Source organism: Leisingera sp. CC-HEC093 (assembly GCF_059429195.1).
The window spans coordinates 2,125,178-2,147,110 of the sequence record NZ_JCAIJR010000001.1 but is presented as its reverse complement, the minus strand read 5'-3'; the positions used below and the strand labels follow the sequence as shown (position 1 = coordinate 2,147,110).

General features: G+C 59.1%; 20 protein-coding genes. 4 read left to right on the top strand and 16 right to left on the bottom strand.

Translation table 11 applies throughout. The annotated features are described in order from the left end of the window. Window positions 1-61: 61 nt before the first annotated feature. From AC5STB_RS10335 to AC5STB_RS10270, 14 genes are all read right to left on the bottom strand, one after another. Entirely contained in the window at window positions 62-1,423 is a 1,362-nt protein-coding gene (locus AC5STB_RS10335) for an APC family permease (protein ID WP_051357809.1), read from the bottom strand. A gap of 241 nt (window positions 1,424-1,664) precedes the next feature. Beyond that, window positions 1,665-4,025, bottom strand: coding sequence for a copper-transporting P-type ATPase (locus tag AC5STB_RS10330; protein ID WP_027236565.1), 2,361 nt, complete (start codon window positions 4,023-4,025; stop codon window positions 1,665-1,667). Window positions 4,026-4,072: 47 nt separating this feature from the next. Then, the gene (locus tag AC5STB_RS10325; protein WP_027236564.1) at window positions 4,073-4,975 is read right to left on the bottom strand and encodes a ribose-phosphate diphosphokinase; all 903 of its coding nucleotides are present in this window, start codon (window positions 4,973-4,975) and stop codon (window positions 4,073-4,075) included. Then, the gene (locus AC5STB_RS10320; protein WP_027236563.1) at window positions 4,972-6,477 is read right to left on the bottom strand and encodes a thymidine phosphorylase family protein; all 1,506 of its coding nucleotides are present in this window, start codon (window positions 6,475-6,477) and stop codon (window positions 4,972-4,974) included. The genes AC5STB_RS10325 and AC5STB_RS10320 overlap by 4 nt, the downstream gene beginning before the upstream one ends. Beyond that, window positions 6,474-7,859, bottom strand: coding sequence for an MBL fold metallo-hydrolase RNA specificity domain-containing protein (locus AC5STB_RS10315; RefSeq protein WP_027236562.1), 1,386 nt, complete (start codon window positions 7,857-7,859; stop codon window positions 6,474-6,476). Before AC5STB_RS10315 ends, AC5STB_RS10320 begins: the two co-directional genes overlap by 4 nt. A 60-nt stretch (window positions 7,860-7,919) precedes the next feature. Beyond that, a complete protein-coding gene (locus tag AC5STB_RS10310; protein ID WP_167332325.1) occupies window positions 7,920-8,294 on the bottom strand; it encodes a DUF5676 family membrane protein in 375 nt (124 codons plus the stop codon). A gap of 544 nt (window positions 8,295-8,838) precedes the next feature. Then, window positions 8,839-9,519, bottom strand: a complete 681-nt coding sequence (locus tag AC5STB_RS10305) for a TVP38/TMEM64 family protein (RefSeq protein WP_051357808.1) — start codon at window positions 9,517-9,519, stop codon at window positions 8,839-8,841. Between the two features lie 219 nt (window positions 9,520-9,738). Beyond that, entirely contained in the window at window positions 9,739-10,410 is a 672-nt protein-coding gene (locus tag AC5STB_RS10300; RefSeq protein WP_495442769.1) for a DsbA family protein, read from the bottom strand. A gap of 56 nt (window positions 10,411-10,466) precedes the next feature. Further along, window positions 10,467-10,949, bottom strand: coding sequence for a c-type cytochrome (locus tag AC5STB_RS10295; RefSeq protein ID WP_027236558.1), 483 nt, complete (start codon window positions 10,947-10,949; stop codon window positions 10,467-10,469). After that, complete coding sequence (locus AC5STB_RS10290; protein WP_027236557.1) at window positions 10,946-12,340, bottom strand: multicopper oxidase family protein; 1,395 nt, start codon at window positions 12,338-12,340, stop codon at window positions 10,946-10,948. The genes AC5STB_RS10295 and AC5STB_RS10290 overlap by 4 nt, the downstream gene beginning before the upstream one ends. A 392-nt stretch (window positions 12,341-12,732) precedes the next feature. Then, complete coding sequence (locus AC5STB_RS10285) at window positions 12,733-13,320, bottom strand: L,D-transpeptidase (RefSeq protein ID WP_036797401.1); 588 nt, start codon at window positions 13,318-13,320, stop codon at window positions 12,733-12,735. Between the two features lie 175 nt (window positions 13,321-13,495). Continuing rightward, window positions 13,496-13,822: an SHOCT domain-containing protein gene (locus tag AC5STB_RS10280; protein ID WP_226429034.1), complete on the bottom strand. Its 327-nt coding sequence runs from the start codon at window positions 13,820-13,822 to the stop codon at window positions 13,496-13,498. Between the two features lie 13 nt (window positions 13,823-13,835). Next, entirely contained in the window at window positions 13,836-15,236 is a 1,401-nt protein-coding gene (locus AC5STB_RS10275; protein ID WP_027236554.1) for an ATP-binding protein, read from the bottom strand. After that, on the bottom strand, window positions 15,233-15,958 hold the full coding sequence (locus AC5STB_RS10270) for a response regulator (protein WP_027236553.1): 726 nt from the start codon (window positions 15,956-15,958) through the stop codon (window positions 15,233-15,235). The genes AC5STB_RS10275 and AC5STB_RS10270 overlap by 4 nt, the downstream gene beginning before the upstream one ends. 172 nt (window positions 15,959-16,130) lie before the next feature. On the opposite strand from AC5STB_RS10270, the gene AC5STB_RS10265 reads away from it, so the two are divergent. Beyond that, a complete protein-coding gene (locus AC5STB_RS10265) occupies window positions 16,131-16,694 on the top strand; it encodes an EF-hand domain-containing protein (RefSeq protein ID WP_027236552.1) in 564 nt (187 codons plus the stop codon). A 519-nt stretch (window positions 16,695-17,213) separates the two neighbouring features. Next, on the top strand, window positions 17,214-17,573 hold the full coding sequence (locus AC5STB_RS10260) for a hypothetical protein (RefSeq protein WP_036797399.1): 360 nt from the start codon (window positions 17,214-17,216) through the stop codon (window positions 17,571-17,573). Between the two features lie 419 nt (window positions 17,574-17,992). Here AC5STB_RS10260 and AC5STB_RS10255 read toward each other — a convergent pair whose 3' ends face one another. After that, the gene (locus AC5STB_RS10255; protein ID WP_027236550.1) at window positions 17,993-19,654 is read right to left on the bottom strand and encodes a plasmid recombination protein; all 1,662 of its coding nucleotides are present in this window, start codon (window positions 19,652-19,654) and stop codon (window positions 17,993-17,995) included. A 411-nt stretch (window positions 19,655-20,065) separates the two neighbouring features. Further along, window positions 20,066-20,218, bottom strand: coding sequence for a ribbon-helix-helix protein, CopG family (locus tag AC5STB_RS10250; RefSeq protein WP_134829143.1), 153 nt, complete (start codon window positions 20,216-20,218; stop codon window positions 20,066-20,068). Window positions 20,219-20,359: 141 nt separating this feature from the next. Between AC5STB_RS10250 and AC5STB_RS10245 the strand changes: the two genes are divergently transcribed. Then, window positions 20,360-20,851 carry a hypothetical protein gene (locus tag AC5STB_RS10245; protein WP_027236549.1) on the top strand — a complete coding sequence of 164 codons (492 nt, stop codon included), beginning with the start codon at window positions 20,360-20,362 and terminating at the stop codon, window positions 20,849-20,851. A gap of 308 nt (window positions 20,852-21,159) precedes the next feature. Then, complete coding sequence (locus AC5STB_RS10240; RefSeq protein WP_245597377.1) at window positions 21,160-21,897, top strand: GIY-YIG nuclease family protein; 738 nt, start codon at window positions 21,160-21,162, stop codon at window positions 21,895-21,897. Window positions 21,898-21,933: the final 36 nt, after the last annotated feature.

The following is a 21,933-nucleotide window of genomic DNA, read 5'->3' as shown; positions in this document are numbered from 1 at the left end:
GTGTTTCGAACGATGCTATCCTGTCCGGTTTCTCTACTCATTGCAGTCTCCTTTCATCTACCTATTCAGTTGGCTGCCGGTGCTGGCTGTGTACGCCAGACGTGTTGTCCCGTTGCCCTTCCCGGGCAAGAAACAGCCGCTCAGCCAGCAGCACCGCGATGATCACGGCTAGAGCAATCAGCACAATCATTGGATCCGACTGCCACTTGATCACTGAAAATGCCGCCAGAACCGCCGCGTCGAGAGCCAATGCTGTCAGCAGGATCCAGCCGCGCACTTCGATCTTGCGCCGCAAGTTCCGCCAGACGCCCCAATGCACTGCCATATCCATGACCAGATAGAAGAACGCCCCCAGCGAGGCGATGCGCCCAAGGTCAAACAGCACGGTCAATGCACCGGCAACAAACACGGTATAAATCAGCATGTGCGACCGGATGGAGCCGGACATGCCGAAATGGCTGTGCGGGATCATCTCCATGTCGGTCAGCATGGTGAGCATGCGGGAAACGGCGAAGATGCTGGCTATCAGCCCCGACGCAGTTGCCACCATAGCCAGTGCCACGGTCAGGTAGAATCCAACCTGCCCGAGCACCGGGCCCGCGGCCTCGGCAAGGGCGTAATCCTGCGCTGCGCGGATCTCCTCTGTGCTGAGGCTGGCGCCGACAGCCAAAGCCACCAGCAGATACACTGCGGTACAAATGGCGATTGAGATCAGGATGGTCCTGCCGACATTGCGGTGCGGATCGGTGATTTCAGCACCGCTGTTGGTTATCGTGGTGAAACCCTTGAACGCCAGGATGGACAGGGCCACCGAGGCTGCGAAGCCCAGTCCGCTGGTTTCTGCACCGCCGTTCCCTGATTGCCATTCACCGCCGCTGGCCCAGAGTGCCGCAATGCCGAACAACGCGATCCCTGCGATCTTTATGGCGGACATCACGATTGACCAGCGCCCGACAGAACGGTTTCCGGAAACATTGACCATATACGCGAAGATGATCAGCGCCACGCCGATCAACGGCACCAACGGTCCGCCATCGATACCGAAAGGCCGAAGCGCGTAAGTCGCAAAGGTGCGCGCCACCAGGCTTTCGTTGATCACCATCGACAGCGCCATGAGAACCGAGGCCGCAGCCGCCACCGTACCCGGACCATATGCCTTGGTCAGGATCATCGCGATTCCGCCGGCGGAGGGCCAGGCGTTGGACATCGCAATATAGCTGTAGGCGCTGAACATCGTGACCAGCGCACCTGCGGCGAACGACAGAGGGAACCAGGACCCGGCCAACCCCGCAATCTGTCCCGTCAACGCAAAGATACCGGCCCCGATCATCACGCCGGTGCCCATGGCGACAGCCCCGGTCAGAGAAATCGAGCCGGACCTGTAGTCCGCGGCCTGGGCATGTCCTTCACTTTCCTCGCTCATCGCGGACTCCTATGAACTAATTGCCTGGTTTCTTTGCTGTTTGCTGTTGCGTCTGCGATCCGGCGCGGGCCTCCCCGACCTCCTGCACCATCACGCTCTCCGCTCACGGCCCGGCCCCGGTTGTTCACTCGCCTAGTGTCGAAACAGCGGCCTGCAGCCGTCTGGCTCTGAACGCGGCGACCACGCCTGACTGCGCTTGCAACACCGGACAGAGAGGCGAGGAAAAGGAAAGTTTGCCCGGTCATATCTTTACCCCGCGTAGGCGCAGGGAATTGAGCACCACGGAAACAGATGACGCGCTCATTGCAAAAGCGGCAAACATCGGACTGATCAGAATGCCGAAGAACGGAAACAGTACTCCCGCCGCGACCGGCACCCCGGAGGCATTGTAGATCAACGCAAAGAACAGGTTCTGCCGGATGTTGCGCATGGTCGCGCGCGCCAGGCGCCGGGCACGCACGATGCCATCCAGGTTGCCCTTGACCAGAGTGAAACCCGCACTTTCGATGGCCACGTCGGCGCCGGTGCCCATGGCGATACCGACATCCGCCTGTGCCAGCGCGGGCGCGTCATTCACGCCGTCCCCGGCCATGGCGACGCTGCGCCCCTGTTCCTGCAACTCGCGGATAATTCGGGCTTTGTCCTGCGGCAGCACATCCGCGCGGATCTCGTCGATACCCAGCTTCCCGGCAACGGCGCGGGCCGTGCGCTCATTGTCGCCGGTGGCCATGATGATGCGGAAGCCCAGATCATGTAGCGCCTTCAGCGCGGAAGGGGTCGCTTCCTTCACCGGATCGGCAACGGCCACCAGGCCGGCCACGGCGCCATTCAGTACCACGAACATTACGGTTTCACCCTGATCCCGACGGGCATCGGCCGTAGAAGCAAGACCGGCAGCCTCCAGCCCCAGGTCCGCTATCAGGCGGAGGTTGCCAAGCGCCACCGCATGGCCGTCCACACGCCCCTTCACCCCCTTCCCGGTGACTGCATCAAATTCCGTGGCCTCACCGAGTTTGATGCCCCGTTCCAGCGCTCCGGTCACGATGGCCTCGGCCAAAGGGTGCTCCGAGCCTTTCTCCAACGTCGCCGCCAGCCGGAGCACTTCTGCTTCGTCATGGCCCGGCTCGGGCACAACCGCGATCAGCCGCGGCTTGCCCTCGGTCAGGGTGCCTGTCTTGTCGACAATCAGCGTGTCCACCTTTTCGAACCGCTCAAGCGCCTCGGCGTTCTTGATGAGCACACCGGCCTGCGCACCCCGGCCGGTCGCGGTCATGATCGACATCGGCGTCGCCAAGCCAAGCGCGCAGGGACAGGCGATGATCAATACGGCGACCGCCGCGACCAGGCCATAGCTCAGCGCAGGAGCCGGACCCCAGATCGCCCATCCGGCAAAAGCCAGAACCGCAACAGCAATCACGGCCGGCACAAACCAGCCTGCCACCTTGTCGGCATACTTCTGGATTGGTGCGCGGCTTTTCTGCGCCTTAGCCACCATATCGACGATCTGGGACAACATCGTGTCGGCCCCGACTCTCGTGGCTTCAATCACCAATGACCCGGTGCCATTGATCGTCGCACCTGTAACACTGGAACCCTCGACCTTCTCGACCGGGACAGGCTCTCCGGAAATCATGCTTTCGTCGACCGAGGAGCGTCCCTCCAACACCGTGCCGTCCACCGGCACCTTGTCTCCCGGCCTTACCCTCAGCCGGTCTCCCACCTGCACCTCATCTAGGGGGATCTCTTCTTCCTGTCCACCGATGCGGATCACCCGTGCGGTCTTGGGCGCCATATCCAGCAGGGCACGGATCGCCCGCCCGGTCCCTTCCCGGGCCCGCAATTCCATCACCTGCCCCAACAGAACAAGCGTGACAATCACTGCCGCAGCCTCAAAATAGACGCCGACATGCCCTTCGGCGTCACGGAAGCCGTCAGGGAACATGCCCGGTGCAAGTACTGCCGCAACGCTGAATAGCCAGGCCGCCGCCACTCCCATGCTGATCAAGCTGAACATATTGAGGTTCATGGTGCGGAACGAGTTCCAGCCGCGAACAAGAAACGGCCAGCCGCTCCACCAGACAACCGGCGAGCCAAGAAGCAGTTCAATCCAGAGTGTGTTACGTTCCCCGAAAATATCCCGGACACCTGCCAGGCCGGCATAGGGCCCCATGGTAAGAACCAACAATGGAACTGTTAGTATCGCACCGGCCCAGAGCCGCCGGGTGAAATCGGTGAGTTCTGGGTTTGGCCCCTCCTCCGCAACAGAACCTGCTTCTCGCTCCAGCCCCATCCCGCAAAGAGGGCACGCGCCCGGTTCGGTTTGCCGAACTTCCGGGTGCATTGGGCAAGTATACACAGGGCCTTCCCAGCCAATGGGAACCTTGTCATAACCTCCACTCAGAGCAGTTTTTCCATGCCCGAAAGCTGCGTGCCCATGGTGGTGAGCATGACCGGCCGTTTCCTTGCCAGCTTCTGGGACAAGGTGCATGCCGCAAATCGGGCAGTTTTCAGCTTCAGCGCTCCGAATGTGCGGGTGCATCGGACAAACAAATTTGTCTTCGTCTGCTACACTGGAGCTTTTATTGTTGGGAAGTTCGTTCATGTTATTGCCCTTCCGGTTGGGGAATGCCGCCATCGTGAGTTTTCAAGTCACTGTAAGGTCAACGCAGCCAGCGTATGATTTGCCGCCTCGGCTAGAAGCGGGGCGATGCCGATAGCATTGCTTTCATGAGGAATCGTATCGGTGGTCACGACTTGGCTTGCCCCGGCGGCCAGAATCTCGGCGTGAGCTTGCCCGGCAAAGACTGCATGGATTACCGCACACAGAGGCGGCTTGGCTCCGGCTTCCGCCAGCCGTTCGATTGCCCCCACCAATGTTCTCCCCGAGGACGCAATATCATCGACTAGAACTGGTGTGCCGGAACATCTCCACTGGCGGCCGGATTTGCTAACCTCAACTCTGCGGTCGCCGGAACGCACCTTGCGCAAAACCTCGTATGGACAGCCAACGAGCGAAGCGACCTCCGCAACCCATTGCCGGCTTTCGCTATCGGGGCCAACCAGCACCGGATTTTCAACACTCTCCGCGATCCACTGTGCCAGCAGTGGCGCAGCAGAAACCCGGCCAGCGGGAATGGCAAACAACTCATCAAGGGCCTGGATCCGATGCAGATGCGGATCCACCGTCACAAGCCAGTCAAAGCTTTCCTCGAGGAAACGGGCGAACAATCTGGCGCTAACCGCCTCTCCAGAGTGGAACCTCCGGTCCTGGCGCATGTACCCCAGATAGGGCGCAATTAGACCGGCGTGTACAGCGCCCATCTCGCGCGCCGTATCAGCGGCAAAGCGCAGCGGCATCGCATGCCGGTCCGGGTCACACAAAGAACACAGGATCACCGACTCGCGGCCTTCGAGATCACCATGCAGGGTTATCCGGCTCTCGCCATCCGGAAACCGGTGCCAGTCCACTGGCGCCACTTCTGCCCCGATCAGCGCCGCCAGTTGATCTGCCAGTGGACGCATATTGTGAAATGGGATCAGAACGGGTCTCATTTTGGCACCTCAATGCGGAAAATCTCTTTCTGCGCGCTGGAAAAATCGCTGGCATAGGCCAATTCGCCCGGCGTCTCAGCCCAGATTTCGAACAGGGGTTGTCCGAGCTGGACCAGTGTCCCGGGCCGCGCCATAAGCAACACCCCTGCGCGGGCCTGCTGCGGGGCCCCGGCCAGTTTTGCCACCCGGGCAATAAGGCGGTTGTCGATAGCTGTGATCACTCCATCGCAAGGGGCTACAAAAGGTATCCGGTAGGGGGCTTTAGCCGGCTCGGCAAACCCGCCCTGAGCCGCGCATATCGCCATGAACCGATGCTCCGCCGCGCCGCTGTCGAGCAAAACCCTCGCCCGCTCAACGCCTGCGGTTTCTCCGCTCATTTCCAGCAGGAGCCCAGCCAGTACCAGCGCCCGTTCTCTCAGATCGCCCGGCGCATCTGGTGTACGGCGCAGCACCTTCAGCACATCCATTGCCTCGAGTGCCGGACCGATCCCGCACCCTACTGGCTGGCTGCCGTCGCTGACATGAATCGCCAGGTCCAATCCAATCGCCCGGGCTGTGGCGCGCAGCCGCGCCGACAGGGCTTCGGCCGCATTTTCCGAACGCACTTTCGCGGTGGGCCCCACAGGGATGTCGATCACGACACGGTCCGATCCGGCCGCCGCCTTTTTGGAGAGAATGCTGGCAACCAATTGCCCGTCGCTGTCAAAGTCGAGAGGCCGCTCAATGCGGATCAGAATGTCGTCGGCCGGGCTAAGCCCCAAGGCTCCGCCCCAAACGATGCAGCCACCCTGCGCTTCGACAACCTTGCTCATGGCAGCAGTATCGAGCGCCACCGGAGCCATTACCTCCATTGTGTCAGCGGTCCCTGAAGGCGAAGTAATGGCACGGCTGGATGTCTTGGGGATCACAAGCCCTGCTGCCGCGACGATGGCCACTACGATCGGTGTGGTGCGGTTCCCGGGCAATCCGCCAACGCAATGCTTGTCCAGCACAGGCCCTTCGCCCCATTCCAGTGATCTGCCAGCCTCCTGCATGGCACGGGTCAAAGCGATGGTTTCACAGGTACTCAGATGCTCTCCTGCACAAGCCGTTACGAAGGCAGCCAGATCCAAATCCGACAGCCGGTGTGCCATCGCATCTTTTATGATCGTGGCGAATTGCGCTTGGTGCAGCCGCTCACCATAGACCTTGGCGCGGATTAGCGAAGCCGCCTCTGGCAGTTCGGGGTGGGAGAACTGACCCATATCACCCAGCCTCGGCCGCAATGCAGCCCAAGCTGCGTCGGATAGCGCTGCCGCTTCCGGACCCAGCCATCCTGCCCCGGTGACAACGTTCAGCGATGCGATCACCGACCGTCCGCCGCAGTCGATCCGCACCCGGGTCAGCGCACGAAATCCTTCGGCGCGGCAAACATGGCAGTCCAGATGCATGAAGACGACAGGCTGGCTGTAAGTGTCTATTTCCGCCCGTACTAGCGGAAGGCAATGTCTATCACGCGTCATCGCGGCGTCTCCAAACTGATTGTTTCAAGGTGCTCTGGCACCCTCGCTTTCCAGCCCAGTTCATGGTTGATGCGAAAACGCAGCGCGTCGGCCGCTTCTGGCTCACCGTGAGTTACATAGGTCATCCGGGGAGGGACCGGCGCAGCGCCCAGCCATTCAAGCAGCTCGTTGGCATCGGCATGGCCGGACAAGCTGCCCAGAGAGATCACCTCGGCCTCGATCGGGATGTCACGCCCAAAGATGCGCAAGTGATCTGCTCCGGCGGCAAGCGCAGCACCGCGCGTTCCGCTGGCTTGAAACCCCGACAACAGGATCGCGTTACGGCGATCCCCTCCATATGAAAGAACGTGATGCAAAATACGTCCTCCAGTCAGCATGCCGCTGGCTGAAATGATGATTTTGGGGAAAGGCATGGTGTTGATCTGCTTGGATTCCTCAACAGAACGCACACGCTTGGCGAGTTCAAACATATCCGAGCATTCGGCCCAACTGACCTTATGCTCCTTGTGATGGCGGTGATAAATTTCGGTGGCATTTGTTGCCATCGGGCTGTTTAGAAAGACCGGCACTTCGGGAATATCACCGCGTCTGCAAAGCCGCGCGATGTGATACATCAGCCCCTGTGCCCGCCCTACCGCAAAGGCCGGGATGAGGATTGTTCCGCCCCGCCCGATAACTCGGCGGATAACACGGGAGAGCTGCGCTTCGGCATCGACAGGCTCATGCTGGCGGTTGCCATAGGTGGATTCACACACGAGGACGTCCGCCCCCGCAAACGGGGTTGGAGAGCGCATCAGAGGGTCGCTTTGACGGCCGAGGTCACCGCTGAAATGCAATGCCGTGCTACCAAGGCATAATCGTATTTGCGCCGCTCCAAGCAAATGCCCTGCCGGGATGAAGTTGGCCGTGATCCCGTCGCCTAAATCGACTGGCGTGTCGAATGGTACAGTTTCCAGCTTGCTCAGCGCCTTCTGCGCATCCTTTTGCGTGTAAAGGGGGGTCGGGCGGGCATGGACCGAAAACTTCTTTCGGCGGGCAAAGGACGCCTCTTCCTCCTGCAGATGTCCACTGTCGGGCAGGATCAAGCCGCACAATTCCTTGGTCGATTGTGTGCAAATGACCTTGCCCGCGAACCCTGCCTTAACCAGCGCAGGGATATAGCCGGAATGATCGAGATGTGCATGTGTCAGGAGAACAGTATCGATAGATCGAGGCCGGACCGGAAAAGGCTTCCGATTGCGCAAGCGGAGCTGCTTGAACCCTTGAAACAGTCCGCAATCGATCAGGATCCTGCGACCGCGCCATTCAACGAGGTAGCGGGATCCAGTGACGGTCCCGGTGGCCCCGAGGAAGCGCAGGGTCGGTTGCTGCGACTTGCTCATTGCGCTTCTCCTCTTCTATTGCTCCGAACGCTTTAGGGTAGCAAGGTGACCTGTTGCACCTCATCCACGCGCGGCGATCACGTTGAAAATTGGCCCAAATACGAGTGCCACGAACCAACCGTAGGCAAAGGCTTCTGCTAGACCGATCAGGAAGGAAGTTGCTGTGAGCCACGTCATGCCAGGCATCAGCGAGATCCAAGCGCGGTACATCGCATACTGCGGAAAGATCAGATCGAAGCCGACACACAGCATATAAGTCACGGCCAGGAAAATGCTCAGCGCCCAGCCCAGCTTGACGACAGGGATACGCGGGGGCGCCATCACGTTTTCGGGGCCGACCTCAGAAACATGACCCGTTGCGCAAGGGCCGCATCCAAGCCGCAGCACAGCAAAGACTAGCAGAGCTGCAGTCGCAAAATAGAGTATGGCAAACACTTCTCGAACTCCTGAACACACCACACAGCATGTGAACCGGGCCGCTTGGCTGGACGCTCAACTGGACCGGGTGGTTGGTTCAAGAAAAATTCGGAGGGTGAGGAGACGGTGAAAGGGCTATTCCGTCCGCAAGCAGCCGGATATTGAATACGGCAACCGACATTTCCGGCTTCCATTCAGGCATCAGGACAAGTGGGAGTAGAGCCAAAGCGTGACACATTGCATGCAGTCCACAGTCACCCAAAGACGCAGGCACGCTATAGAGGCTTCGATCGTGCTGAATAGACTCTTGCTGCCCATAATCCGCAGCTAAGGCCTGAACATGGCTATAGCCAGATACTGAATGCTCTGCACCTACCGTTCGGTCCGCCCCCGCAGACGCCATCAGAATTGCAGACAACAGCAGGACCAGTGTCAGGTGAAGCGCCGAGCGAAGCCGCCGCAGTCCAATTCTCCTGTACGTTACTCCTGCAACTCCCACGATCCGCTTCTCCAAATGACTACTCAAGTCTACATGTTATTTGCCCGGAGGCCTTGATTTGCCTCAACCGCCTTGCTCTCGCTTCCAGGTTGCCCAAAGAAGAGGCGCTCCGGTCAGCAGCCCTAGCCCCAGCACTGCCCAGATGGCACCAGGTCCATCAGGCCCGGCCAGCTCACTGCCAAGATGCGCCAGGATGAAGCTCGCTGGCAAAATGCCAGCCGCGGTTGCGAGTGCGAAGCGCCAGAACCGCAATGCAGTCAGCCCTGCTGCATAGCTGATCAAGTCAAATGAGACGAAGGGCAAAAGGCGGCTGCCAAACACCGTCAGCATCAGTGCATTCTGCGATCCCATGAGACCTGTCTCAAGCTTAGCGCCCAGATAGCGCTGGATAGCCGAGCGCCCCAATCGCCGGGCAATCAGAAAGGCGATGATCGCTCCCAACTCGGCCCCCAGTGCAACGAGACCGGTGCCCAGCAAATGCCCGTAGGCCGCCCCGGCTGCCACCGCTACAGGAGCTGAAGGCAAAGGGCTGGCAACGATCGCCATAGTCATCAGCCCTACGATCACCAGCGGCCCCAAGATGCCAGCCGCATCGACCCAAGCTGTAATGTCTGCACGCGTCATTGCAGGCGGCAAAGCATCAGCCTTCCAAAGAACAAGCACCATCAACAAAGCGACGGCCATAACCGCTAGCACCGACCTGTGGCGGCGACGGAAATCCGGTAATCGTCCTGTGCGCAGCATGTGCCTTCCTCGTCGAAATCGTTGGCGCGTTTTTTGATGTACCGCCATCTTCCACAGACTAGGACATTTAGGATTGGCCGATCCACCTTGCCCGGATGGGCAAATGTATCGCTCAGTCGTAGCAAAGCGCTTTGCGACAGCTCGATACAAAATAGGCGAGTTTTCCAAGCAATATTGCACCGGCCCTGATTGATGTTGCCCGCAATAGAGCAATCGTTATTAATCCGCAGCTTCGCGTGCCTGTTTTACCAATTCTTGCAGTTGCGGTTGCTCAACAAAACCGGGAATCAAGTTTTCGCCAATTACGAAAGAGGGCGTGCCGTTGAAGCCCAACTTGCGCGACAGCGCCATAGAAGTGGCAATATGCTCCTCCACCTCCGGCGCGTCCATGTCCCGGCGCAGCTGTTCCACGTCCAGCCCGGTTTCACGTGCGATACGGATGACCGAAGCCTCTGTGGCCCTGCCCTCCATTCCCATCAGCGCCCAATGGAATTCTTCGTACTTGCCTTGTTTGCGCGACGCCAGAGCGGCACGTGCAGCAAAGACAGAACCCTCGCCCAGGATGGGCCACTCGCGGTAGACCAGCCGGACATTGTCATCATCTTTCAGCAGCCCCTGCACCGGAGCCATCGCACGGCGGCAATAGGGGCAGTTGTAGTCGAAGAACTCGACAACTGTTACATCCCCTTCGGGATTGCCCAGAACCGGGGCGTTGGGATCGCGTTCCAGCGTGGCACGGTTGTTGTCAAGAACCACCCGAGCAGCTTCAGCTTTGGCGGCGTCCTGGTCAAGCTGCAGCATTTCGACCGCCTGCATGATGATTTCGGGCCGCTCCAGGATTGCCTCATAGACCAGTTGCTTGATCTCCGCCTCTGTCAATTCTTTGGCCAAGCCGGGCAAAGGCAAAAAGGTAAGACAGAGTAACGGCAAAATACGTTTAGGACGGATCATTGGTTTCTTCCTTCTTGCTGGGCTTCTACTTCTGTTCTTTCTGCTTGGTACCGCTGCTCGCGCTCGGGCCAAGCTGATTTTATGAAATTCAGGATACCGCGAATTTGCGCATCACTCAGCTGGCTGCCAAAGCCTGGCATGCCGCTGTCCAAGGCGACTCCGCTGTTTGCTAGCGCAGCCTGCCCCCCCAATTTGGTATATTCGAACAGCATTCGGTCAGAATGGTGCCAAGTGTGGCCCGTCTCATCATGCGGAGGCGCCGGCAGGCGGCCATCCTCCCCTGGGCCGCGCCAATTCGGCTGGCCCTCAAGATTTGCCCCGTGGCAAGACGCACAGTACTCCGCATAGAGCACCTTTCCCTGTGCAACTGACACCGCATCAGCCATTGGCGCGACCGGGAAAGAAGGCCGGAAAACCCACGCCGCTGCAACTCCGGCGACCGCCAGCACCGCCGCCGCACTGATGACCGCCCGCGTCATGCCTGCACCCGGATCCAGGTCATCATGCCAGAGGCCGCATGCGAAAGCATGTGACAGTGGAATGCCCAATCGCCGGGATTATCGGCAACAAAAGCAATCTCGTGGCTTTCGCCGGCAAAGCTGAGAAGCGTGTCGCGCAGGTGGCCCATCGAGCCATCGGCATTTACGGTGCGGAAATGCATCCCGTGCAGATGCATAGCGTGCGGGAATGCTGTGTCGTTGGACACTGTGACCCGGACAGTCTCGCCCCGCGCCACCGTGGCCAGCGGAGTCTGCGTCATGCCAACAGTACCGTTGAAGGCCCAGAACTGGTTCGCCTCCACCATTTGCCGGAACCCGGTGTTCTGCCCGTTAAGAACAGCACTGCGCAGCGAACCCATTGCTCCGCCAGCCATGTCAAGCCGCAGCTCCCTCGCAGCATCCAACCCCGTCACCTCCATCGCCGGGTTCGGCGGAAGCGGCGCCGGGGAACCGCGCCGGGCGCTACTGGACACGCCGCGCACCGGGAAGGCAGCCTGGGCATAGCCTTGATTGTCCTCGATCCGCGCGAGAAACGCCTCTTCGCCGTCTCCGGCTGTGACATCTACAAGGAGATCAGCACGCTGGCCGGGACCGAGCAGCAAATCTCCCGAAACGGTCTTGGGTGCTGGCAGCGGCATCCCGTCCAGCGCCATCACCCAGCCCTCGAAGTTGACCAGCGCCAGCATGAAGATCCTAGCGTTGGAGGCATTGATCAGCCGAAGCCGGAGCCGCTCATGCCGCTTGACCGATTGGGTCCAGGCTGACTGTCCGTTGGTCGAAATGAAATTGCCCAACCGGCCAGCATGTGACCGGTCATGGCGCGTCTCGAAGTCTGGATTTAGCTGCCCGCCATCAGGTTCCAGCAGCCAGTCATCGAGTACCAGTGTGATATCCCGGTCAATATCCGGAGGTGCCTTTTCGTCAACAATGAGCGGGCCGTGCAGTCCGCGCGCCACCTGTTCGACGGACCGGTTGTGCGCGTGATACCAATAGGTGCCTGCATCCCGAACGGTGAAATCATAGTCGAAGCTGCCCCGTGGCTGAACCGGTGCCTGGGTAAGCCCAGCAACCCCATCCATCGAATTCGCCGCGCGGATGCCGTGCCAATGGACCGTGCTTGCCTGCGGCAGATCGTTGACAAAACGCCGTCGCACCCGGCCGCCTTGGGGCACCCGGATTTCCGGTCCCGGCGTGCCGCCTGAATAACCCCAAATCTCAGTTTTTGGGTAGTCTGACGGCAGTAGCTGCACCGCTTTGACGGTGGCGCGCAACTCCATCATGTCCGGCACCAGGGCATCCCCCCGGACCGGCAATTCCGCCAACACGCCAGCGGCACCCGCCGCTGTCAGAAACCCTCGTCTTGAAAACATTTCTCTTTCCTCTCAGACAAGCGAACCGCGAGGGACGGTTCACTGATGTTCTGATTATCTCAATAATCAGAACATTCACTCAGTTTGGCGGAGGGCGGTATGCCTCTACTGCTTCCAAACCGCGTCTCCCTTGGCTTTGCACTGCCGCCTTCCAGCATGGGAACGTCAATGCCGCCTCATCACCATTTTTGTATCCGAGAGTATCCCAGACACATTCGCCCAAGTTCTTAGGACGGGCCCGAGCGCCTGCTTTTCCATGACAGGCTTCTAGAGCTCCCACACCGCGCCCCTGCCAAGGCCGTGGTGCGGTTAGTGAACGTTTGGGGACGCATCTCTCTGCATCTCGGACCGAACTCTGCCTATCCGACAACCGGCAAGTCCTATGCGCAACCTCAGGCTGGCAAGTTCACCACGGGGTGAAGCACAACCCGGGTATCCAACGGCACCCTGTCGTAGAGGTTGATCATCTGATCGTTTACCAGCCTTGCACAACCATTCGACACGCGCCGTCCGATTGTGTCCGGTTCATTGGTGCCGTGAATACGCAGAAACGTATCCCCGCGCCCGGGCTGAAACAGATAAAGCGCGCGTGAGCCAAGTGGATTACCGAGACCACCGGGCATGCCATCGGCAAACCTGGCATAGCGGTGCGGTTCGCGCTGTATCATGTCCGGTGTCGGCTTCCAACTGGGCCACACCTTTTTCGCGCCGACATAGAATTCGCCCGCCTCGTACAGGCCAGGCCGGCCAATCCCGACCGCATAACGGATCGCGCGGCCCTCAGGCAGCGTCCAGTACAGTGCGAACTGCTCTGGATCCACATGCACCTCATATGGCGTAAGGTCGTTCTGGATGCGCACCTCGCGCGGCAAAAGCTCTTCGGGCATATCGTAGACCGGAAGCGTTGGCGTATGCGCGCTGCCCTTTGAACCCAGCACCGTCAACGCCCCTGCCCCGACAATGAAATCCCGTCTCAGCATAATTCCTCCTTCTGACTGTTTCACCGGTACCGTATAGTCTTCTGAGCCCCTGCCAAAGATTAACACCCGCTGCGCCCTCGATAATCAGCACGTCTGCTTGCCTGCCATTTCTTTCACGAGCCCCTGCCTCCGGCTCAGCCTCTGACACGCGCCGCAATACGCGGAGCATGAGATGTCATTCGTCGAGTGCGGCCTTGCGGCGCCTGAACTCTTCTTCGTCGATTTCACCTTGGGCAAACCTGCTGCGCAGCACCTTCAGCGCGTCACTAGAGGTGTCCGGGCCTGCGCTACGCTTGTCAGTCAGCCATCGCACCGCCACTACGATGAGAGCAATAAACGCTCCCCAGAACAGCAGCATCATCAGGGCGCCGAGCATACCGAAGCCGCCTGCCCACATCATGTGGCCATATCCCCGGTCCCAGTCACCCGAAGTATCCGCCCAAGCCACAGCAGAAGCCAAGGGCAGAAGCACAATTGCCAGAGTTGCAACCTGTCGTTTCATCTTTGTCTCCGGTTCACGTTTCAATTTCGGTTTGATCCTTCGCCAGAGGGATTGCGAGCGTCGCCAACAGCCCGCCATCCGGACGGTTAGCCAGGGTTATGTCACCGCCATGAGCCCGCGCAATCGTACGAGCGATGGATAAGCCGAGCCCGTAGCCGCCGGTTTCGAGCGACCGCGACGCCTCCAGCCGCAGAAACGGATCAAACACCCGCTCCAAATCTTCCTCAGGGATACCTGGGCCGGAGTCTACCACCGTGATCAAAGCGTTTTTGCCATCGATCCCGTATCCAACCCGCGCCCAGCCACCATAGCGCAGCGCGTTCTCGATCACGTTGCGCAAAGCCCGCCGCATCGCGTTTGGCCGCAGGCCAACTTCTGTCGTCACCCCTGGATGTAAATCGAAGCGATCAAGCATATCAGCGCGCAGCTGTTCCAGGAACTTACCCAGTTCACACACCTCTAGCGGCTCGGACACCGCCAGCCCCCGGGCGAAAGCCAATACCGAGTCTACCATGCTCTGCATTTCCTCGATCGAAGATATGAGGCTGTCCCGGGTTTCCTCCTCGTCGACAAATTCTGCCCTGACCCGCATAGCTGTCAAAGGCGATCGAAGGTCATGGCCCAACGCCGCCAGCAGCCGGGTGCGATCTGCAACAAAACGTTTCAGGCGTTCTTGCATCCGGTTAAACGCATCGGTCAGATCTTGCACTTCGCATGGCCCTACCGCAGGCAGTGCGTCCACGTCTTCTCCCCTCCCCAACCGGTCAGCAGCAACGGAAAGCCTGCGCAGCGGTCCCGTTACCCGGCTCATCAAGAACCAGAACACAACAATTAGAATGAAGCCCGCTGTAAGCGCAAAAGTCAGTGTCGAAAAAAGCGGCCATTGCAAAGGCGGCCGTTCAAACCGGGTATCAACATTCAGCCATTGGCTGCCAGACAACGCAATGGACAGCTTCAATTCAATCGCCGACATGTGTCCGCGCATCATTTCCCGGTGCATAGCGGCCATTTCCTGATCGAGGTGGGGCAGCGGCAGATCCGCGCCATCAACCTCATGCAGCTCAACCCGGATCTCGCGGCTGAAGTTACCATCCAGAAGTGCCCGCACTCGCTCTTCGACAATCCCATTGCCGTTATGCGTCATATGTTCGACTTCGGGCTCCGGTGCGATACCGAACCGTACCAGCGGCGAATTCGCAGCCCGTAGAATCGAGGCGTGTAGACTTGCAGGCGCTTCTTCGATCAGTCGGGCCACATTGGCGGCACGTCCAGCAGTTTCCGCTCCAAGAGCCGCGCGTACCGCCAAACTGCGCTCGTCGACAAATAGCCAAAGGCTGACCGCCTGAGCGGCGGCCAGCGCCAGGATCACCAATAGCACCAGTTGGCCGCGCAGACTGTTGAGGACACGCCTCATCCGTCCATCACCTCTACATCTGCCGCCAAGCTATAGCCGCCGTTGCGCACGGTGATGATCAGGCGCGGCTGCATGGGGTCCTGCTCAATCTTGCGGCGCAAGCGGCTGATCTGGTTGTCTATTGTCCGATCCAGCGGCGGCGCCCGCCGGCCCGCAGTTAAATCCATAAGCTGATCCCGGCTCAGGACCAAACGCGCCCGCTCCAGCAAAACCGTCAACAGCTTGAAGTCGGCACCGGTCAGGGCAGTTTCCTGCCCGGTGCCGTCAATGAGGACACGACGGTCGCTGTCCAGCACCCACTGGGCAAACCGAACGTTTTTCCCGGCCAAGCGGCCTGCCAATGGTTCGGAACGATCGGTGCGGCGCAAGATCGCTTTGATGCGTGCCAATAGCTCGCGCGGATTGAATGGCTTGGGCAAATAGTCGTCGGCACCGATCTCCAGGCCGACTATCCGGTCTGTTTCCTGCCCAAGGGCCGTCAGCATAAGGATTGGGATACCGCCTTCCCCAGACAGTCTCCGGCAGACCGAAAGCCCGTCTTCACCCGGCATCATCACGTCCAGAACAATCAGATCGAAATGCCCGGTTGCCAGTTTCGCATCCATCTCTGCCGCGTCTTGCGCTGCAGTTGCGCGCATGCCGTTCTTTTCCAGGTATCGTGTTACCGCAGCCCGGATTTCACGGTGATCGTCAACGACGAGAATATGTGGCATTTCATTCATTTGCATCGATTATAGGTTATTGCTGCAAGTGGTCCTGCAGAGTTTTGTCGCAGAATGTATCAACTGCTTCGGCTGTGACAGGGCGATACAATTCCCCGACCCGGCGCTCTGGCAAGCTCACGCCTGACATCCCAAATTGGATGTATCCAAACACCCTGGGAAAGGTCTGGACATGACGAATTTGAAACTTATTGCGCTTACTCTCGCGGTATCCGGCACATTGGCGGGCGCAGCACTGGCAGAGGCCAGCCACGGCCACAGCGGCAAACCCGGTGCCAATACATCAGGCATGATGCAACAAAATGCAGATTCGCAGATGATGGGCCGAGGTATGATGTCTGACATGAAGCGAATGCATAACATGATGATGCAGATGCACGGGCGGCACGCCATGGGCAGCGCCATGATGGACCGCCAGATGTTGGGCATGGGCAAACCCGGCATGTTGGCGGAAAAACTTCAATCCGCTCTGAAGGAGTACGACGCGGACAGCAATGGCACGCTTTCGATCGATGAGTTCGAATCCTTCCACAGCGCTATAATCCGCGAACAAATGGTAGACCGTTTTCAACATCTCGATGCAGACGGCAACGGCGCGGTGACTGAGGAAGAGATCTCAGCCCAGACGGCACGCATGAAGCAGATGATGGCAGGATCCGGCATGGCCCATAGCGGTCAGCAATCCAAAAGCAATCAGCCCGGCAATGGTATGATGGACCAGCCAAAGGATAACTGATCCTCAAGACACTTTACTGGATGCCACCTGGCACTGCCTGATGGCATCCTTTCTAGGGGCAAGTATCTCAACGTATCCCTTAAAAGCTGGGCATTTTTGCTGTACTACTAAGCAGCGGCAAGCTTGTGGCGGGTGATCGAACAATTACTCGCTTGCCGATTGCTAATGCAAAGTAGATCCCTTTTCTCGCCCCATAGCCGTACCCAGGTCATTTCCGCAAATGATGCACTCCCATCGTTTCCGAGACACGGAAACACGCAGCTGCTGGACGCGTTCGCGGTGGACCGTGGAGCAGGTTACCGGCCGTCACGTCTTTCCCGACGGCTCAGCCGATCTGCCGGCGCGAAAGCTCTAAAGTTCTATATTTGTTAAACATTTTGACACCGGCCTGCGGCATCTGGGTCCAGCGCGGGGCGCACCGAAGATTGGAACAGCTCATTACGTTTCAAATTTTCGAGTCGTGCGCAGCGGCAATTTGTGCTATTTTTGTCACGAGGCGAGCGCTGCGGGAGTTGGGATATGTATATCCTTCCAATAGTGTTTGGTCTTCTTCTTTTTGCCACGCCTAGCGCGGGTCAACAGACAGTCTTTCACACAGCCAGTTTCCCGGACGCCACCACGGTTCAATTGAGCGTGACCCAATACCAGGTCACCAGCGAGGAAGACTTCGACTTTGAAGTCGCCATCAAACTGGTTCAAACAGATGCAAACGGCACAGTTCTCTACGACGACACTAGGAAACACCCGGTTCGGGTCAAATGCGGAGAACCGGCATATGTCGACACTGGTCTCAAAAGATTCATGATCAACACAGCCACCCCCAGCGGCGATTGGCAGCACGACCTTTGGGCTATGCTCTGCACAACAGCAATATCCTGAATGCCAGCAAAGCGTCATACCAACCCTGAAGTTGGCTCAGAAACCCTGTCTCCAGCCATACTGAGAACAGCGGTAAGGGTTAGTCCGGCCGAAGGCGCTCACCGAGACCATTTCGAGCTTCGGCGTCAGACACCAATTCGACAACCAGGCGACCGTATCACTTTCGTAACCCTCGTCCACAGATCTGACAGCTTTTTCGATGATACCTAGCACGACCTGAACGTCGCCTGGCACTTCTGAAACCACCAGGGGACCGTATCCAAAAAATGGACAACACTTGATAGTGCCTTCTGAGCCGGCTGGACTTCTGAATACCCTCGCGTTTTTTGTTCCTGACGAGGCACTTAAATAAGTCTCTGGTTCCGCATGTTGAGCGGATCGTCTCAGAGGTCATTTTAGCATGTATTTAGCACTGTTGCCTACACTGGCCCATTCCCCGGCTCCCCACGCGAGATCCCTGACAGCCGCGCATCATCTTCCGGCGCCCATTTCTGACGCAGGCCGCGCACATAATCCGCGTCCTGCTTCAGCTTTTGCCGTTCCTTGGCGAGGACGCGTTTCACGGTCCGGGCCACCAGTTGAGCAATACGCGTGACTATCCGCATTGCTGGACGGATTTCTTTCAGCGTTTCGGCCCGCGCACCCTTGGTATCCGGAGCGGCCACGCCCCAGGTCAAGCCTGCCTGCTGATCCGCAGACGCCTCCCGCCAGCAAATCGCCCCTTCAGCAACCAAATCCAACCCGGACTCGATGGCATCCGTGATGACCTCTGCCACCGTTGCCTTCAACCGGACCTTTTCTTCTGCCTCCTGCAGCCTCTTCTCCTCAGCCAGCCGGGCAGCCCGGGCCTCAGCAGCCGCTTTCTCTGCCTGACGGCGGTGCTGAACCATCTGCTGCAGCTGAGCGGCCAGATCAGATTTCTCCGCCTTCGTGGCGTTCAGCACCTGCTCGGCCTGTTGCCTTTCTTGGATAACCCGCGCGCGTTTTTCCTCTTCGGCCTTCCGCGCTGCCGTTTCGGCCCGGTACTTTTCTGCAGCTTCTTCCGCCCTTGCCTCATACCCTTTCACTCTCGGCTCCAATACCCCGACCTCAGCCACAATTTTCTTTTTCAGAGCATTCGCGGCGTCAGCCGCTTTTTTATTCTGCACAGCCTCTGCCTCCGCTGTATCGCGGCGGCGGATCATCTTTGCAGCTTCCCGCGCGGCCCGCTGTTTGCGGGCCCGCGCCTCTTTTACCGCGCGCTTACGCGATTTCTTGACCGTGGCCTTGGCCAGGTCCCGGCCGGTTTCAACGGCCGCCTTTGCCTCGTCCTGGGCATCGCCCAGGATGCGCTTCTTCTCCGCTTGCGCCTTGAGGCGCTCCTCGGCACGCCACTTTGACGGCGGCACATGCTGCCGCCGCTCGGGCAGAGGTTTTCCCTCTGCCCGAGCCTGGCGCCGGGCCTCGGCACGGCGCTCCCCCCGAGTGATCCCAATTGTCTCGAAGGCTTCTCCGGCAAGATCCTGGGCATGCTCATAGCTTTTGATGAGCGGGTTCTCAGATGCCTGCAGCAGGATCTGATGCCCGCGGTTGGCGGATGGTTTCTCGGTCCAAACGGCCACGACAAAGTGGATGTGATAAGCCTCCTCATCGACGTGGGCACTGGCATAGCGCAGTTGACCGTTTGGAAAGTTTTCACGGAGGAACGACATGGCGGTTTTGCGGAAAGCAGAGACACGTTCCGGATCCCATTCAGAGAGCCCTGCGCCGCCGAACCAGTCTTTGTTGACAGTGAATATGCCTTCACGAAGCGGGCCTCTGCTGCAGGATCGCCAGGGGTCTGCAGGCCCTTCCGCCTCCAGCTTCCTGGCGTCCTTCATGCGTGACTTGGCCTTCAGAGCGCGCAAATGCTCCTCGTGATTGTGACGGCGCATCTCAGCAATTTCGCCGCGTATCTGCTGCTGCCAGCCCGGCTCGCCGGCCAGCACCTGGTTCAGCCGCGACAACTCCTGGTCGACATGATCCAGGTCGCCGCCGCCGCGCTCGTCATGCATCTTGAACTTGCCAAGGTCCCGCGGAAACAAGCCTGCAAATCGCAGCACGACCGGTGCTTCATTAAGAATTACGGGCTTTGAGTTGGTAAACTTGGGCTGTACTGTCATCTTGCTGCTCGGATCTGCTTCTCTGATCCGAGTCTCCGCGAAGACGAAGAAAATCCCGATAGGCTTATTTTTGTTTTTGTGAGGCTTGTAACTCACTAGGCAAGTTGCAATCCCGGGCTGGACCCCGGAATTTCAACTTGCCAGTTCGCGAGGGGGATACCCCCTTCGATCCCCTCCTCGGTCGCAGTCCGGGCTCCGCCCAAACATGCTTCCTGCGGCCAGCAGCCTGCTGGACTCGCCCTGCCGGGGGCCTGGGATGACTTATTGTTTTTCGATAATCTGGAAGGGCAGCAAGCCGATCATGCGAAGTTGGAACCAGACACCTGGGTCATTTCCTCCAGGCGCCCGCACTTACTTTTGCAGATACCCTTGTTCTTTAAGGTGCGCGATCAGAAGCCGTTCAACAAAAGAGGCTACAGACCGGTCATCCTCCGCCGCTGCCTTTTCTACGGCTTTCTTGGTTTCTTCAGTCACTCGTACAGATATCGCTGATGTTCTGGCCATGTGTTCACTTGTGTGCAGTTGACATTCAGATTCAATGGGTGCATATTGCATTTAGTTGCACACATTTGCAACGGACCGAGGGGAAGGTGGAAGCTCCCCGCCCGGCCCTAACCAAACCGATCTCGCGGAAGGAGACCGACTATGGCTGATACTTTCCGTATCATGCGCGAGTGCGCGCTGAAAGACCCGTGGCCCGCATCTGTCGCAGATGGCAGCCCCACCTTCATCAACCACACCTTCGGCGCACTAACCAAGGCAGTGGACGAAGCCCTGAATTTGGAGCGTGATCTGTCTCACTCCCTCGCCTGGGATCCCGCTTGCACCAACTTTCAAGAGGCCGCAGAAGCCAAATGGCAGGATTGCCTTAAACTCAGCGGCGACATCCTGACCGCGCAGGTGGTCCGGGCCAGCGACTTGCCTTTGCAGCGCATGAGCATGCTGCTGCACTTCCTCATCGAGTCCACGGGGCCGGAAGAGGCTCTCAGATTTCAGCAGCTGTTCCATGAGAACCAGGAGCTGTTCACCGTCGAAGATGGTGATTGCCAAGCCCTGCTGCAGACAGGCGCGCGACAGATGAACGCTCTCATCGAACTCTCTGTGGCGGCTGAAGCGCAGAACTTTCTGCCCAACTAGGCCCACCATCCCAGCATTCTTCTGACCCGGCCCGCGGCGGACACGCCGCTGCGCCCGGCTCAGCCATGCCATGTCTGAAGTTTCAGCAAGCGCCAGTTCCGGCGCCTGCCCAGCCCAATTTTGCCTATGCGGAGGCTGCTATGCCCCACTCAACCTGCGAACATTTCCCGCAAACGGTCCATCCCCACTGGCGCGCCGCCGCCAACGCAAAAGGATTCAAAATCGTCCAGCGCATCAAAGACCGGTATCATCTGCTTCTAGCCTGCCAAAGCTGCGGCTTGGCACATGCCAGCAAGATCTTTGTTCTAATGAACAGCCAGCCGCAGTGCCCGCATTGCATCGAAGCGCGCTGGCAGGCCGACGCCGCGGCCGCAGGTTTAAAGTGGGCAGGCCGCGATCCGGAAGACCGTCACTATGGCCACTATATCGCCCCCTGCGGCCATAACTTGCGCCGGCAATTTGAGATGGTGAAGCGGGCAGCCGAAGGCCTGTGCAGTGTACGGTGCGAGATTTGCCACGCTGACAAAGAACAGGCTGAAGCAGAAGAACGGGGGTGGCACCTGATCGGAGAAGACACAGGTGGCAACCAGAACTACCGTCTGTACCGGCATGCGTCCTGCGGCCACGAACAAAGGATCGCCCGTGCCAACATGCAAACCAGCCGGTTTGCCTGCGGGCAATGCGGTGAGGACTGGCCTGCCGCACCAAGCTACCTCTACGCGATGCAATTCCGGCTGGCCTCCGGGTTGCGCCTCGTCAAGCTTGGCTTTTCACGGAACCCGGATTCCCGCCTGCGCCACCAGTTGCTGAAGCACCGTGACCTGGACGCGAAGATCCTGAAGACCGTTCCGATGGCAACCGGGCAGCTGGCCTTGCAGGCCGAGAAGCGGCTGCACGCGAAGCTGCAGGCGGGGTTTTCCGATCAAGTCGCACCGCCAGAGCTCTACAGTGACGCCCTGCGGGTCCGCAGCGAGGTCTATTTCGCCGATGCGGCCCAGGTGATCTTCGCGATGCTCGACGCCATCGAGGCAGAAGAAGACAGCTAAGCGCCCCCTCCCCTTCAATTTCCAACATCTCCCGCC